This window comes from Paenibacillus sp. PK3_47, assembly GCF_023520895.1.
Lineage (GTDB): Bacteria > Bacillota > Bacilli > Paenibacillales > Paenibacillaceae > Paenibacillus_AQ.
Genome location: NZ_CP026029.1, coordinates 5495441 through 5509852, shown reverse-complemented (window position 1 = coordinate 5509852; position 14412 = coordinate 5495441). Strand labels below are relative to the sequence as shown.

The window sequence follows — 14412 nt, the reverse complement described above, 5'->3', positions numbered from 1 at the left end:
ACATGCCGTTCTGCTCCTGTGTTATCATAAAAGCATTCTTCTGAAGAAATGAGGTTACAGACAACTATGAATGATATCCCCCAAATTACGCCGCAGGAACTGCGACAGCGGATTTCAGCAGGAGAAGAGCTGATCCTGATTGATGTCCGCGAAGATGACGAGGTCGCTTTCGGGATGATTCCCGGTGCCCGCCATATTCCGATGGGTCTGATCCCGGAGCATACAGAAGAACTGCCTGCAGACCGGGAAATTATTTTCATCTGCCGTTCCGGCGCCCGCAGCCAGCGTGTCTGCCAGTATCTGCAGCAGTTCGGCTATAAAGGCACCAATATGAGCGGCGGAATGATCGAATGGTATGAAACTGCAGAGGAATAATCCCTGCTCACAAGTACACTTAAAAGCTCAACCGCGGTAATGCATTAAAATATGCTGCGACACTTCTGCGGCACTCAGCTTCGTTGTATCCACCGTGCAATGTGCAAAGCGATACGCGTTCCGGCGCTGCTCCATAATCGTGCGCACCCGTTCTTGCGCATTGCCGGCCAGCAGCGGCCGCGCCTGGTCTCCGCTGACCCGGGCAATGATCTCCTCTTCCGCAGCAGTCAGTGCAACGACAAGTCCCTTTTCCAGCATGATCTCCGCATTTCCCGGGGCAAGTACTGCGCCTCCGCCTGTCGAGATCACTCTTCTCTCCCCTTCAAGCATCTTCCGGAGCACAGACGACTCAATTTTCCGGAACTGCGCTTCACCGCCCTCGGCAAAAATTTCCGCGATGCTGCGTCCTTCACTCTCAACTATAACATGATCCAGATCAACCAGCTCATAGCCTAACTCCTCTGCCAGCAAAGCGCCGACCGTTGACTTCCCTGTGGCCATCATGCCTACAAGGATAATGCTTCTGTTCGCACTGCTGCTGACAGTTTCCTGATGTTCATCCATATCCCCAGCCATGTCTACCCTCCAACCGCAACATTTGTCATATCATAACACAGGGCCAAAACATTACACAATGGACTTCTATGTTCTCTAAGCTGGTAATAGAAAAAGGCCCGAAAGGCTGCCCGGAAGCGGGGGGCCTTTCGGGCCGCTTGATACCAGCGGCTGTGCCGCAATAATTATTCAGCGATCCAGTTGTGGTGGAAGACGCCTTCCTTGTCGACACGCTTGAAGGTGTGTGCGCCGAAGTAGTCGCGCTGAGCCTGCAGCAGGTTCGCAGGCAGACGCTCTGTACGGTAGCTGTCATAGTAAGCCAGCGCACTTGCGAAGCCCGGTACCGGAACGCCTTGGGTTACAGCAGCTGCTACAACCTTGCGCCATGCAGACTGGTAAGAGCTCATGATGTCCTTGAAGAACGGATCCAGCAGCAGGTTTTTCAGCTCCGGATTTGTTTCATAAGCATCTGTGATGTTCTGGAGGAAACGGGAGCGGATAATGCAGCCGCCGCGCCAGATTTTGGCAAGGCTTCCGTACTTCAGATCCCAGCCGTATTCATCGGAAGCTACGCGAAGCTGTGCGAAGCCTTGTGCGTACGATACGATTTTGCTTGCGAACAGCGCCTTGCGCACATTCTCGATGAATTCTGCCTTGTCGCCCTGGAACGGCTCGGTTTCCGGACCGCTCAGCACTTTGCTGGCTTCAACGCGTTCTTCCTTCATTGCGGACAGGAAGCGGGAGAATACGGATTCGGTAATCATGGACAGCGGCACGCCAAGATCCAGCGAGCTTTGGCTTGTCCATTTACCGGTTCCCTTTTGGCCGGCAGCGTCAAGGATAACGTCAACCATAGGCTTGCCGGTTTCTTCATCGTATTGTGCGAAGATATCTGTAGTGATTTCGATCAGGTAGCTGTCAAGCTCGCCGCTATTCCATTCTTTGAAGATGCTGTGCAGCTCTTTGGCATCAAGGCCGAGCACATCCTTCAGCAATTGGTAAGCTTCGCAAATCAGCTGCATGTCGCCGTACTCGATGCCGTTGTGCACCATTTTTACATAGTGTCCCGCACCGTCCGGTCCGATATATGTACAGCAAGGCTCTCCGTCCACTTTGGCCGAAATTGCCGTGAGAATAGGTTCAACCAGTTTATATGCGCTTTCCTGACCGCCAGGCATAATGGAAGGTCCTTTGAGCGCGCCCTCTTCGCCGCCGGATACCCCGGTGCCGATAAAGCGGAAGCCCTTCTCTTCCAGTTCTTTGCTGCGGCGAACCGTATCAGGGAAATAAGCGTTACCGCCGTCGATAATGATATCGCCTTGGTCAAGATACGGCAGAAGCTGCTCGATTGTTGCATCGGTAGCCTTACCGGCTTGTACCATGATCAGAATTTTGCGCGGCACTTCCAAAGATTGCACAAACTCTTCCACAGAGAATGTGCCGACAAGGTTTTTGCCTTCTGCTTCGGCAATAAGATCATGAGTCTTTTCCGGGGAACGGTTAAATACCGATACGCTAAAGCCTCTGCTCTCGATGTTAAGAGCCAAATTCTTACCCATTACCGCCAAGCCAATAACGCCGATTTGTTGTTTTGCCATCTGGTCCTCCACCCTTTGCACCCTGTATTTTTTGTGAATTCCATTTCTCGCAGTATAACAATACCATCCTTTATCACCGACAGCAAAGCCCGCTCTGCGAAAGAGAGATCAATATCATTGACAAAATCCGCTATAAAGCAGGAAATTGCTCACAATGACTATTTTACCGTTTTTGCCGCCAGAAGTGAACCCCTGTAAACAACTTGCATTACAAAGTTTAAGGCACCCCGGTTAGGGATGCCCTGAAGCACAATATCAGCTGTTACCATTCCAGCATATTCAATTCCCGGGTGAGCACACCCAGCCGGGCCATGCAGGCGTCAGCCGCTTCGGAATCCCCGCTGCGCATCGCCTCATTCAGTCGGTCCAGCTGCTCATCAACCTCTATTTTCCGCTGGCGGATTCTTTCTTCCCCTTCGGCGGAATAGAACAGTTTGCTCAGCTCCTGATCTGTAAGCAGAGGACCTTTTTGATACAGCACCCGCTGCTGATAACCGGAAATCTCCACCAGCCGGATGACTTCACCGAATAAAATATTCTCAATAATAATCTGACGGTCACGGAACCGCTTCACTACAGCATGCCCCCGCATATCGCCAATCAGCTTCTCCATCCACTCAGACAGGCGGGCATCGCGGATCATGTAATCCCCTACCAGCTTATATCCGTCCTTGATCCGCTGGAAGCGCAGCTTCACCAGCTTGCGTCCCGTGCGTACCGAGATCAGAAATACATTCTCATTTTCGCTCCAGTACAGGGAATAGCCATCTTTAATCAAATCCTTGATCAGATCCTGGATATGCTGTCTCTCAAACCGCAGCTCCACATTGCAGTACTCCACTTCATCGTGTTTATTCACGGCACTCCCCCCTAACAGCTCCGCCTCCGGCAAAGCATGTATCATGAACCTGACCCAGAGTAAAACCGACTGCCGGACCTCCACCTGTTAACAAAAATCGTGCTTGCTTTTACTCTTATTTTATACTTCATATTATGTAGCGGTAACTTGGTTTATTGACTATTTTTACCCGCGTCCCGCCCTTTCCAAACGCCTGCTGCTGTTTTTTAGGAAGTTAGAAGAAATCCGTAATCTCAGGCTATCCTGTCTGCTTCAATTTTGTTCTGTGGACGATCAGCAGATGCAGGCCGAACAGCAGCAGCATCACTGCCGAGCTGGCCAGAAATGGCGCACTGTGGCTGACGGAATCCCATAGTCTGCCGGAAAGTACCGGACCGGCCACCATCCCGGAGCCCTGCAGCGTCAGGAATAAGCCCCATACCGTGCCCCGTTCTCCCTTGGGGACATGTCTGGCGATATAGGCATTCCAGGCCGGCAGGATCAGGGCATAGCTGATTCCAACCAGAGCTACAGCACAGAAGGCCAGCGGAAGCCAGCGTACCTGGGAGAAAAAAGCGAGCGAAAACGCAGCAAGCATAAATCCGGTGTTCAGGAAGACAGAAGTGCCGAACCTGTCAACCAGTTTTCCTGCCGGAATCAGGGCAAGGACTGTTATCCCCCCTCCGGCAATTAGCAGCAGACTGAACTGGTTCGGCGAGACATGCAGCTCGGAATGGGCAAACAACGTCACTACCGGGGTCATCAGGCCGATGGCGAAAGCCTGCAGGAACAGTGCCGGGAACAGCCACCGGCTCACCTTCAGCGAGCCGCTCATCTCCCGTATCTTTTGCATAAGATTGTGGAGCGGCTGCTGCCTAGGACCTGCTCCAGCTGCCAGCTTATCCTGCAGGACTTCCCGGGATGCCTGGCCGCCGCCAATTCTTGACGGCAGCAGAAGCGCCACAGCGGCAACTGCGGCTGCGCAGCCCATGAGCACCAGAAATACCATGCGGTAGCTTTGGCCACCGTGATCCATCAGAAAGTTAACAGCGATCGGTCCGATGCCGGTTCCCGCAAGGGAAGCCATCTCCACCGCGCCCATCGCCGCTCCGCTGCTGCCGCTCTGCGTGGAGCCGGCCAGCTCAGTAATCCCTGTCATCGTGCAAGGCCACAGCGGTGATGTTCCAATTCCAAAAATAAGGCAGGCTGCGGATAGGGAGACCGCATCTTTGGCATAAATAATCATGCCGACAGCAATAACGATCAGGAGCAAAGAACCTGTCATGGTCCAGCGGTACCCGATCCGCCCCATCACCCAGCCCGAAGGGCTGCGGAAAAGATTGTCACCCAAATACTGCAGTGCAAATGCCAGGCCGACCGTTGTCACTGACAAGCCGAGAATATTCTCCATATAGACAGGCAGCAAAGCTACCAGCAGCGAGCCTTTCACAAAACCCACCAGAAAAATGATGACCCACATTTCGACAATAAACGGGGTGGCCAGACTGATATGCACACGTTCTGTTTCTTTGCTAGACATTTCATCACATCCTAGTATTATGCTGATTGATTTGTTATACTGATGCTTGCTTGTAAAATAACTCTTCGCGAAAGGTTGTGACAGCATTAAATGGATCAACACCGTACTCCCCTCTTCACCGCTCTTAAAAAGCATGCCGCCGGAAACCCTGTTCAATTTCATATTCCCGGGCATAAGAAGGGGCTAGGAACCGATGCCGAATTCCGTGAGTTTATCGGCGATAACGCTCTATCCATAGATTTGATCAATATCGCACCGCTTGATGATCTTCATCAGCCTACAGGCGTGATACAAGAAGCTCAAAAGCTGGCTGCGAAGGCTTTCGGCGCCGATTATACGTATTTTAGCGTACAAGGCACGAGCAATGCCATCATGACTATGATCCTCTCTGTCTGCTCGGAAGGAGACAAAATTATTGTGCCGCGCAACATTCACAAATCTGTGATGTCGGCGATTATTTTCTCCGGAGCCAAGCCTATTTTCGTCTCTCCTGTTCAGGATGAGAATCTTGGGATAGACCACGGCATTACCACCAGCTCGCTGGAAAAGGCTCTTAGGCGTCATCCGGACGCTAAAGGCGTTCTAGTAATCAATCCAACGTATTTTGGCGTCTGCGCCGACCTCCGTTCGATTGTGGATCTGGCCCACAGCTACGGCGTTCCCGTACTTGTGGACGAGGCACATGGGGTATTGATTCATTTTCACGAGGATCTGCCGGTATCGGCCATGCAGGCCGGTGCGGATATGGCGGCAACCAGTGTACACAAGCTGGGCGGTTCGATGACGCAAAGCTCCGTGCTCAATGTGAATGCCAAGACCGGTCTGGTGAACCCGCAGCGGGTACAGACGATTCTCAGTATGCTGACTACAACTTCAACTTCATATGTTCTGCTGGCATCCCTGGATACCTCCAGACGCAATCTTGCCCTGAACGGCCATGAAATGGCAGCGCGGGCTATTGCACTGTCCAATTATGCCCGGAATGAGATTAACAATATTGACGGCCTGTACAGCTTCGGCAGAGAGATTCTCGGCACGGAAGCCACCTTCAATATTGATCCGACCAAACTTAATATTCACGTCCGCCATCTGGGCATCACCGGTTATGAAACAGAGAACTGGCTGCGCCAGAAGTATAATATTGAAGTCGAACTGAGCGACATGTATAACATTCTTTGCCTGATTACCCCTGGTGATACACAGGAATCGGTAGACAAGCTGATCTCCGCCCTGCGGGTATTGTCAGCCATTCACTACAGCAAAGGCGAAATCTACGAGCTTAAGGTGCAGGTACCGGAAATTCCGCAGCTTGCCCTGATCCCGAGAGATGCTTTCTATGCCGATACCCAGGTTGTTCCGTTCCGGGAGTCAGCCGGTTATATCATTGCTGAATTTATCTATGTGTATCCTCCGGGCATCCCGATTTTGCTTCCCGGTGAAGTTATTACCCAGGATAACATTGACTATATCATCGACCACGTGGAAATTGGGCTGCCGGTTAAAGGCCCCGAGGACCGCAGCATCAATTTTGTCAAAGTCATTGTCGAAGCTGAGCCGATCTCCTAACAGGCTGTCTGCTTCCTGAGTTTGCACAAGGCCGTCCCGAACAGTCCCCCATGACTTTCGGGACGGCCTTATTATTTTGCATGTAGAACAGCAAAAAGCAGCCATCCCCCGTTACCGGAGAACCGCTGCTCTTGATCAAGCCTCTCGTGCATAGAGACTGCTGCCTTGCTCAGGTCAGCCGTGTCTCTGATATACTTCACTGAAATCTATTCTTGCTGTGCAAGCAGCTCATTGTAAGCTGCCTCAACAGCGTTCCATTCAGCTTCATCTTCAATGTTGTAAAGCACCATTTCTTCATTTTCTTCTTCCATACGCAGAATGATGCCGTCAGCTTCAGGGTTTTCGCGTTCAAGCAGCAAAGCGTACAGCTTCTCGCCTACATCGAACGTTTCCACCAGCACCATTTCTACATCTTCGCCCTGCTCGTTCGTCAAGGTCAGCACAAACTCCTCGTGCTCATGGTCGTGATCATGTCCGCAACCGCATGCTTCACCATGTTCATGGCCATGCTCATGTTTGTGATCGCTCATTGAAATACCTCACTTTAAATTGAATTATCCTACATTTGGTATCGTAACACGTAAGACAAGTTCAGGTCAATTTGAGGGCAGCAAAACCGTTATTGCAGCGCAGTGATGACCTTCTCCGAGACAAGTACGTAGTCTGCATTTTTAGAAGCTTTGATGTAAAAGCCTACCCGGTATTTCCCGGCTTCCTTGAAATCATAAGTGAATTCCGAAGTCGGGAACCAGAAATTATCCTTCTTCGAGCCGCTCAGCTCCTGTGATTGGATATCCTTCACATTCCCGGACGGATCGGTTATGGCAACCTTCACGGCCGCTACATCCTCTGTAAGGCTGTCCACCTGTGTCAGCACCTTGATTTTGAGCTTGCCGACGTTTACGTTCCCGAACACAGTGTCTCCCTTAAACAGAACAATATGCACGTTTGGTTTAATAATGGTTACTTTGCCTGAATCGTCCCAGTTGACGACTCCCCCTGCTTCCCGGGCCGGAATATAGGTTTTGCCGTCTATTAAATAGCCCCCGTCAGCCAGCTCTTTGCCATTGCTCCACACTCTGACTTTTTGACTTACTGCATCAGCGAACAGCATTGAGCTTCCCATCAGGGAAAATACACATACGCACAGAGCAATTTTTTTCCATCTCATCGCTAGAGACCCCCAAGTAATTCATGCTGTTAATATATACTTCCGTTCATGCCACAAGTTGCGCGGGGTCCGGCAAAAATTTCATAACTTTCACGAAAAGTGTTACTATATTTTCATAAGTGCGAAACCTTGAAGAAAACACGGATAGATGGAGGCCTCCTGTGATGAATGTTGTAAACCTGCAAATGCTGGGTACAGGCGATGCTTTTTCCAAAAGCTACTATAATAATAACGGATTGCTGCTGGGGCAAGGCTATACACTGCTCATTGATTGCGGAACTACAGCACCCGCCGCGATGAGGCAAATGGGCAAAAGCTTCCACGAAATTGATGCGGTGCTGATTACGCATATTCACGATGATCATGTCGGCGGTCTTGCCAGCCTTGCGGGCAGCATGAAGGACCATGGCAGGAAAATGAGGCTGCTGCTGAGCGAAACCTTGGTTGATCCGTTATGGCAGCATCTTCTTCAAAAAGGTCTGGCGGCCAAAGCCCGGGCGGAACGGCTGGCGGATATGTTTGAGATTAAGCCACTGCAGGCGGATCGCTACTGCGAACTTTCCGAGGATATCACCTTTAAACTGATCCGTACCCCGCATATCCAGGGAAGGGACAGCTACTCGCTGCTGCTGAATGAGGATGTATTTTACAGTGCGGATATGACATTCCAGCCTGAGCTCCTGCTTAAGCTTGTGCGCAAAGAGGGCGTACGGAAGATACTGCATGATTGCCAGCTCACGGGACCAGGCCATGTCCATACCACGCTCAAGGAACTGATGTCCTTGCCTGAAGATGTGCGCAGACTGATTCTGCTCATGCATTACAGTGACCGGAAACCTGATTTTGAGGGCAGGACGGGTGAAATGGATTTTTTGGAGCAGCATAAGATTTATTCACTGTAAAAAAGGGCAAAAAAACCGGCCGGACAACGTCAATTACGCTGCCTGGCCGTTTTTATGAGATGCGGCTTAGAATTGCGGAAGCTGGTCCAAATTGTTCGTCGGATCACCGTCTGCATCGCCGCGGATATACATTTCACCATCTCTGCCTTTAAATACGTTCACACCGGCAATCCCACCGGCCTGAACCTCCTGCAGCGCCTGCTGGTACTCCAGCACACGTCCTGTAGAGGTCTGGAAGCTGGTCAGGTCACCGTCACCGTTACGCCGGGCTGCCACAAATCTTTCGCGTTCATTGTTAATCATAAGGATTCTCTCCTTCACGCTTGGATTGGCCAAAAGGCTCACCTGTAGCTTGTCCCGGAATTGGAAAACGTATGTATCTGCTTAATCGTTACAGCGCTTTCTGCATCCTTACATGCAAAATCCCGGCGTCATAAAACGGTTCCGGGGAGATCACTTCGTATCCCAGCCTGCTGTAGAACTCTTCTGCCTGGCACTGGCTGTCCAATACCGAAAATTCAAGCCCCAGATCACGGGCCAGCTCCTCCATGGCGAGTAAAAGAACCCGTCCGTACCCTTTGCTGCGGTATTCCTTGAGCACGGCGATACGCTGCATTTTGGCGGTTCCCGCCTTATAATAAATCAAGCGTCCGGTAGCTACCGGAAGGCCTTCATCCATAATCACAATATGGTGTGCATTATCACCGATTACATCATACTCATCAATTTCTAAATCTGCCGGTACCTTCTGCTCCTCCACAAACACCTTTTTGCGGATATCCAGCCCCAGCCGGAGCTGTTCTTCTGATGTCACATGCACAATTTCTGCAGCCATTATCCTTCGGTCTCCTCTCTTTGCTATCCAAATGATAGTTGACCAATTATACAGAATTTTCGGCTTTCTGTATAGTTACGGGGCTACTGCGTTGAATACACATCCTCAGGAATGGAGCGGTCATACACATCCCTCATTACCGGAGATAACGGACGATCCTGTTGAAGCAGATCCGGTCCCCCATCGAGCTCAGTCATCCTCTGGATTTCTACATACCCGGGTGCCTGGTAAGACGTCGTACATCCTGTTGCCCCAAGCAGCAGAACCAGCGCCATCCCAACCCGGCGAGCCATAGTGCCACGCATACTAATCCCTCCTGTTGCCAGCTTTTTATCAGCTTTGACGGAATGGGGGGTTGTTAAACGGGCGACTGTTCAGCGCTTAGCGGATAACTGCATTTTCTGCATTTAAAAGATTGTCAAAAGTCTGATTTATAGGCTTAACTGCATTCTGTACAATTAAAAACGCCCGGAAACTTTCTTTTATAGGATTTGGTGATTTTTAACTGCAGAAAGTACAGCTAAAGCGTTCCCCCGACGAAAAGAGGGCGATTTAGTTGCAGGAAATACAGCTAGGTTGATTATACATTTTGTGGAAAAGTGCTTTCTTAGAGCGTTCGTCTATCCAACCCTCTTTTAAAATCAGGCCAAGTCTGATCTATTGAATTTGCTGAAATGCCTCCATATTCCTGAATTCTGCTGCACCAAATACCTAGAATGGGATTCCCCCCGATTTTCAAGTAATCTAATGTATAAAATGCATTTTTCCCGCAGCAGAACGGATACGCTCTAAGCTCCGCCGGTTACATCTATTATATAGAAGATTACGAAGCCAGAGACTCATTGGTTGAAAAGCTGCAGCATCGGCAGCATGGTTATACGGAACAGGAACTATTGCTGAGGACAGCAGCTTTGAGGGGGAGTCGTGGTTAATGCCGGGCAGGGTTATGGCGGTTATCTATGATTTGGGTGCTGGACAGAAGTGAGTTTACAGCTGCTGCCCCCGATTAAGGGGGCTTTTATAATCCACAGTCTATAGTATTTTTAAATGTTTCTTTCCAGCGACACCTTAAACTCCGGTTTTGTCTCATAAGCCATATAGCCCACATTTCCGGCAAAATCAAGATACGCCTGATAACGCGTGACGATCACCGGGCTGGTTATGTACCTAAGCACCTGATCTTTCGCCACCCAGCGGCTGTCGGAGGTTTCATCTGACGTCCCCAGTTCACCGCCTACAGGCTTGCACGTAAAATCCATTATCACTTTAGTCGGAACATCCGTTACCCCGTCATACCCCTTATATGTTCCTGTGTTGGAGTACACTCCGATAAGATTTGAAACCACTGCGTCTATTCCGCTTTCTTCCTTGATCTCTCTGGCCAGCGCGTCCGTCAATGTCTCCCCGGCCTCCACCTGCCCTCCCGGGAATACCCATCCGCCACGGTACGTTTTGACCAGCAGGATTTCTCCTTGCTCATTTTCCACGATTCCTCCGACAGCTACGATATGAACGGGCATTATCATTTCCATCGCTCCTCCGGCGATTCCTCGCCTTTAAAGTAACTAACTTGATCTTCTGTCTGATAAATCTCCTTCAAATGATCATCCTTTGCGATAAATGTTTGTAAATCAAAAAGGTTAGACCCCGGAATTTTATTCCAGTATTATCATTCATTTTACTATAGCACATACCTTTTACCGCAGCAGTGACATTCGTTGAACTGCGGTTTATTCTTTAACACCGAAATATGCGCCGCCCAACTATGGTATAATTTACAAAAAGATACCCGAGGTGATGTTATGAGTAAATACAGACGTTCAGATAAAGTCATTGTTTCCACCCTGCTTACTGTGGCCTCATTGTTCATCATTGCTTTTTATGTCATCCGGTATATTGTTCAAAACTACTCATTTGCTCCATAAAGATAGAGTCCGGTCAACTCCTGTCCAAACCTGACTTTAGAGATGCAGCCAAAGGGGATGAGCCACATGGAATTTTTCGCTATTCTTTTCGTGCTGGTCGCGCTGTTAAATATTTTCTTTCCGGCAATGGGCTGGCATATGCGTTACGGCTGGATGGTCAAAGGGGATTCAGAGCCCAGCGACGCCTACCTCTTAATGAGCAGGATCAGCAGTGTCATCGTACTTATTGTATTTCTGATTTTCTTTTTGCCGTTGATGTTTTGAGAGGTGTGCGTTGAAGCCGGAAATGACGTAAAATACAAAGAGAGCCGTGCAGGAACACGACTCTCAGGCGCAGCCGCTTTTAAGGACGGCTAATCAAATACAGGCACTAACGACAAGAATAGGTCGCATCCCGGGCAGAGGGCGGCCTATTTTTTTGTATGGAATAAAAGAACTAAAGCTCATTTTCATTCTATCATTAAAAAACCGTCCCAATCCGTCCCCAACCCATAACCTTTATACAAGCAGCAGTCTCAATGATTCCATAGAAAAACAAAAAAAGCCTTGATACCCAAGGCTTTCTTCCTGGTACTTCTATATAGGACGGATGGGGTTCGAACCCATGACCCCTACCCTGTCAAGATAGTGCTCTCCCGCTGAGCTACCGTCCTGCAACGAAATTTATAATACCATAGGATGTACGGGGATGGCAATCTTTTTTTATAAGATTGCCTCCCCCTTCTGCTTTAGGCCAATACCTCCAGAACAACCTTAATCTTTCGCTGATGGGACAGCACACCGCAATTCATCCTGGCCATGAAATCCACTACAATACACTTTCTCCGCAAAATTCTTATACACACTCGTGTCTGCTGCTATGCAGCCTTCATTTGAACCTGCTCCTGCCTCCCTGCCAGCTTATTAACAAAAAAAACCCCGCCGGAAGGCAGGGCCAAGTGAGTCAGCGCGTATATACTACATACAAAAGATGGGGGTACCTTTAATCTAGCATTCCATTGTTAATAGAGTGTGAGGCGAAATCGTTATTTGTAATAAGATGTCGTCAAAGGAATGAACATCGACCCGCCGTTCACGACCTTAGCGTGCACAAAAAGTGAGCTCACACCCGCTATATTCACTTCAATCGTAGTCAGACCATCCTCAACCGCAATGCTCTTACCTACGAGTTCAGCGTCGGTATCGGAGTCGTTAACGAAAAACTCTTCGATATCCTGACCAATGGCGGCAACCTGGATATATAATTTCTGGTATTTCTTATTGGGGTAGAGCATAAAGGAACTGCCGCGGGTTCCGCTTCCATTGTCAAAATAAACATCTTTGTAATCCTTGTCCTTATAGACGGTCTTGGCAGGGTCTTTGGTACGATAGGACGTATCCTTGAATCCGGCCGCGATGGACACGCCTTCCGTCTGTTCGCCTAACAGGATGGTATTGGCCGCTGCGTCAAAGTTCACCGTAACCCCCAGCAAATCTGACACAGAACGGACAGGCAGGTATGTTGTATTGTTATAAGAAATTGGGGATATGACTGCACCGCTGCTGTTTTGAAGCTGTACCGGCTTGCCGTCTACCTTAAATTTGATTCCGGGGTTGAGATAGGCCTTGATTTCCTGCAGGTTGGCTCCGGCGTAGACTCCGGTTCCCATTCCTCCAAGCAGTGCAAAAGTTGTTAATGCTGCGATCATCTTCTTCTTCACCTGGTCAAACTCCCCTCACGTTAGTTCAAATTTTAATTTCCTACATTGGAGTATAAGGACTTCTCCCGCTATATGCAATAATTTCCTGGGCCTATTTCATTGAATCACGGTCAATAACTGCTACTCTCTGCCGGGGCTTAGCTACAAGCAGCCGTTAATGCAAAGCCAAAATTCTTATTTTCGACGATTGCTTTCTGCCGCATTTTAATTTACAATAGGCTCATAAACGCGCGTTTACGAAAAGGGGGCATTATGCGCAGCGAAGATATAGCGAAGCTCGCCGGGGTTTCCCGAAGCACGGTATCCCGCGTGATCAACAACTATTCCAACGTCCCTGAAGAGACACGGGCCAAGGTGCTGAAGGTGATCGAGCAGCATCAGTATGAGCCGAACAGCTTTGCACGCGCCCTGGCCGGCAAGAAGACCGATACCATCGGCCTTTTCGCCATCAGCATGAACGAGAAAGAGAATACGACCCGGATCTATCAGAACAATTATTTCGCGCCTTTCGTCGATGCCGTAGTCGACACGGCGAATGCCCGCGGCTGTTATGTGCTGATCCACACCGTCTACTCTCCTGACGATTTCCTCAAAGTGAAGCAGGCTTTTCTGCAGAAACGGATTGACGGCGGCATCATTGTCGGCACTCAGAAGGATATTGATATCGTCCGGGAAATGGTGGGCCTTGATTCTCCGCTGGTGCTGATCGATTATGACATTTCGGAGATTATGTCGGAGCATCTGGACCGCAATCATCTGGCTATTGTGAACTCCAAGGACTATGAGGGCACAGTCGAAGCGATTGAATATCTGATTGGCCTTGGCCATGAAGACATCGGCATGATTTGCGGGCGGATGAACACTTACTCCGGACGGGAACGCTATGCGGCATATGAAGATACGCTGAAGAAGCATGGCCTGACTGTAGAAGAGCGCTTCGTTCTCAAGGGAGAATTCCTGAAGGAAGCTGCTTACGAAGAAGTCAGCAAGCTTTTGGCTTCCGGCGGCACACTGCCGACCGCCTTCTTCTCATCTAATGATGATATGGCTATCTCTGCCATGGAAGCGTTCTCCGAGCATGGAATTTCCGTACCTGAGGATATTTCCATTGCCGGATTCGATGATGTGCAGCTCGCTGCACGCATTCATCCCAAGCTGACCTCTGTCCGTCTGCCGATTTATGAAATGTCCAAGGCTGCTGTAGAGAAGGTTATTGAGCTGTGTGATTCCCGGCAGCCGACCTTCAGTACCATCAGCTTTCCGGCCCGGCTGGTCGAAAGAGATTCCTGCCAGCCGCCCAAGAAGTAGTACCGTCATCATTGATAATTGATATGAGAAACTCCCTTTGCCCCAAGGGAATTTTTTCTCACCATTGTAAACGCGCGTTCACATTCGAAAGGAGACTTT

At 49.6% G+C, this 14412-nt stretch carries 17 protein-coding genes and 1 tRNA gene; 6 read left to right on the top strand and 12 right to left on the bottom strand.

Going from position 1 to position 14412, the window contains the following annotated elements; translation table 11 throughout:
• Positions 1-66: 66 nt before the first annotated feature.
• The gene (locus C2I18_RS23925) at positions 67-375 is read left to right on the top strand and encodes a rhodanese-like domain-containing protein (RefSeq protein ID WP_249898221.1); all 309 of its coding nucleotides are present in this window, start codon (positions 67-69) and stop codon (positions 373-375) included.
• 27 nt (positions 376-402) lie between these two features.
• On the opposite strand, the gene C2I18_RS23920 is transcribed toward C2I18_RS23925, so the two are convergent.
• The 4 genes from C2I18_RS23920 to C2I18_RS23905 all read right to left on the bottom strand — a co-directional run bounded on the left by C2I18_RS23920 (position 403) and on the right by C2I18_RS23905 (position 4906).
• Positions 403-951, bottom strand: coding sequence for a shikimate kinase (locus C2I18_RS23920; RefSeq protein WP_249898220.1), 549 nt, complete (start codon positions 949-951; stop codon positions 403-405).
• 164 nt (positions 952-1115) lie between these two features.
• Positions 1116-2528: an NADP-dependent phosphogluconate dehydrogenase gene (gndA, locus tag C2I18_RS23915; protein ID WP_249898219.1), complete on the bottom strand. Its 1413-nt coding sequence runs from the start codon at positions 2526-2528 to the stop codon at positions 1116-1118.
• 262 nt (positions 2529-2790) lie between these two features.
• Entirely contained in the window at positions 2791-3387 is a 597-nt protein-coding gene (locus tag C2I18_RS23910; RefSeq protein ID WP_249898218.1) for a hypothetical protein, read from the bottom strand.
• A 238-nt stretch (positions 3388-3625) separates the two neighbouring features.
• On the bottom strand, positions 3626-4906 hold the full coding sequence (locus C2I18_RS23905; protein WP_249898217.1) for an MFS transporter: 1281 nt from the start codon (positions 4904-4906) through the stop codon (positions 3626-3628).
• Positions 4907-4996: 90 nt separating this feature from the next.
• Between C2I18_RS23905 and C2I18_RS23900 the strand changes: the two genes are divergently transcribed.
• Entirely contained in the window at positions 4997-6472 is a 1476-nt protein-coding gene (locus C2I18_RS23900; protein ID WP_249898216.1) for an aminotransferase class I/II-fold pyridoxal phosphate-dependent enzyme, read from the top strand.
• 206 nt (positions 6473-6678) lie between these two features.
• On the opposite strand, the gene C2I18_RS23895 is transcribed toward C2I18_RS23900, so the two are convergent.
• On the bottom strand, positions 6679-7002 hold the full coding sequence (locus C2I18_RS23895; protein WP_091066439.1) for a DUF1292 domain-containing protein: 324 nt from the start codon (positions 7000-7002) through the stop codon (positions 6679-6681).
• A gap of 89 nt (positions 7003-7091) precedes the next feature.
• Positions 7092-7643, bottom strand: a complete 552-nt coding sequence (locus C2I18_RS23890) for a copper amine oxidase N-terminal domain-containing protein (protein ID WP_249898215.1) — start codon at positions 7641-7643, stop codon at positions 7092-7094.
• 164 nt (positions 7644-7807) lie between these two features.
• On the opposite strand from C2I18_RS23890, the gene C2I18_RS23885 reads away from it, so the two are divergent.
• Positions 7808-8545, top strand: a complete 738-nt coding sequence (locus C2I18_RS23885; RefSeq protein WP_249898214.1) for an MBL fold metallo-hydrolase — start codon at positions 7808-7810, stop codon at positions 8543-8545.
• A 66-nt stretch (positions 8546-8611) separates the two neighbouring features.
• Here the strand turns inward: C2I18_RS23885 and C2I18_RS23880 are convergent, their stop codons facing one another.
• From C2I18_RS23880 to C2I18_RS23865, 4 genes are all read right to left on the bottom strand, one after another.
• On the bottom strand, positions 8612-8848 hold the full coding sequence (locus tag C2I18_RS23880) for a DUF3892 domain-containing protein (protein WP_249898213.1): 237 nt from the start codon (positions 8846-8848) through the stop codon (positions 8612-8614).
• Between the two features lie 88 nt (positions 8849-8936).
• Entirely contained in the window at positions 8937-9380 is a 444-nt protein-coding gene (locus C2I18_RS23875) for a GNAT family N-acetyltransferase (RefSeq protein ID WP_249898212.1), read from the bottom strand.
• Positions 9381-9463: 83 nt separating this feature from the next.
• Entirely contained in the window at positions 9464-9685 is a 222-nt protein-coding gene (locus C2I18_RS23870; RefSeq protein WP_249898211.1) for a hypothetical protein, read from the bottom strand.
• A 738-nt stretch (positions 9686-10423) separates the two neighbouring features.
• A complete protein-coding gene (locus tag C2I18_RS23865) occupies positions 10424-10906 on the bottom strand; it encodes an NUDIX hydrolase (RefSeq protein ID WP_249898210.1) in 483 nt (160 codons plus the stop codon).
• A 276-nt stretch (positions 10907-11182) separates the two neighbouring features.
• On the opposite strand from C2I18_RS23865, the gene C2I18_RS29660 reads away from it, so the two are divergent.
• A complete protein-coding gene (locus C2I18_RS29660) occupies positions 11183-11305 on the top strand; it encodes a hypothetical protein (RefSeq protein WP_275100939.1) in 123 nt (40 codons plus the stop codon).
• 66 nt (positions 11306-11371) lie between these two features.
• Complete coding sequence (locus C2I18_RS23860) at positions 11372-11569, top strand: DUF6199 family natural product biosynthesis protein (protein WP_249898209.1); 198 nt, start codon at positions 11372-11374, stop codon at positions 11567-11569.
• Positions 11570-11886: 317 nt separating this feature from the next.
• Here the strand turns inward: C2I18_RS23860 and C2I18_RS23855 are convergent.
• Positions 11887-11958, bottom strand: a tRNA-Val gene (locus tag C2I18_RS23855).
• Positions 11959-12330: 372 nt separating this feature from the next.
• Positions 12331-13005: a stalk domain-containing protein gene (locus C2I18_RS23850; RefSeq protein WP_249898208.1), complete on the bottom strand. Its 675-nt coding sequence runs from the start codon at positions 13003-13005 to the stop codon at positions 12331-12333.
• 252 nt (positions 13006-13257) lie between these two features.
• Between C2I18_RS23850 and C2I18_RS23845 the strand changes: the two genes are divergently transcribed.
• Positions 13258-14313, top strand: a complete 1056-nt coding sequence (locus C2I18_RS23845) for a LacI family DNA-binding transcriptional regulator (RefSeq protein WP_249898207.1) — start codon at positions 13258-13260, stop codon at positions 14311-14313.
• Positions 14314-14412 lie beyond the last annotated feature (99 nt).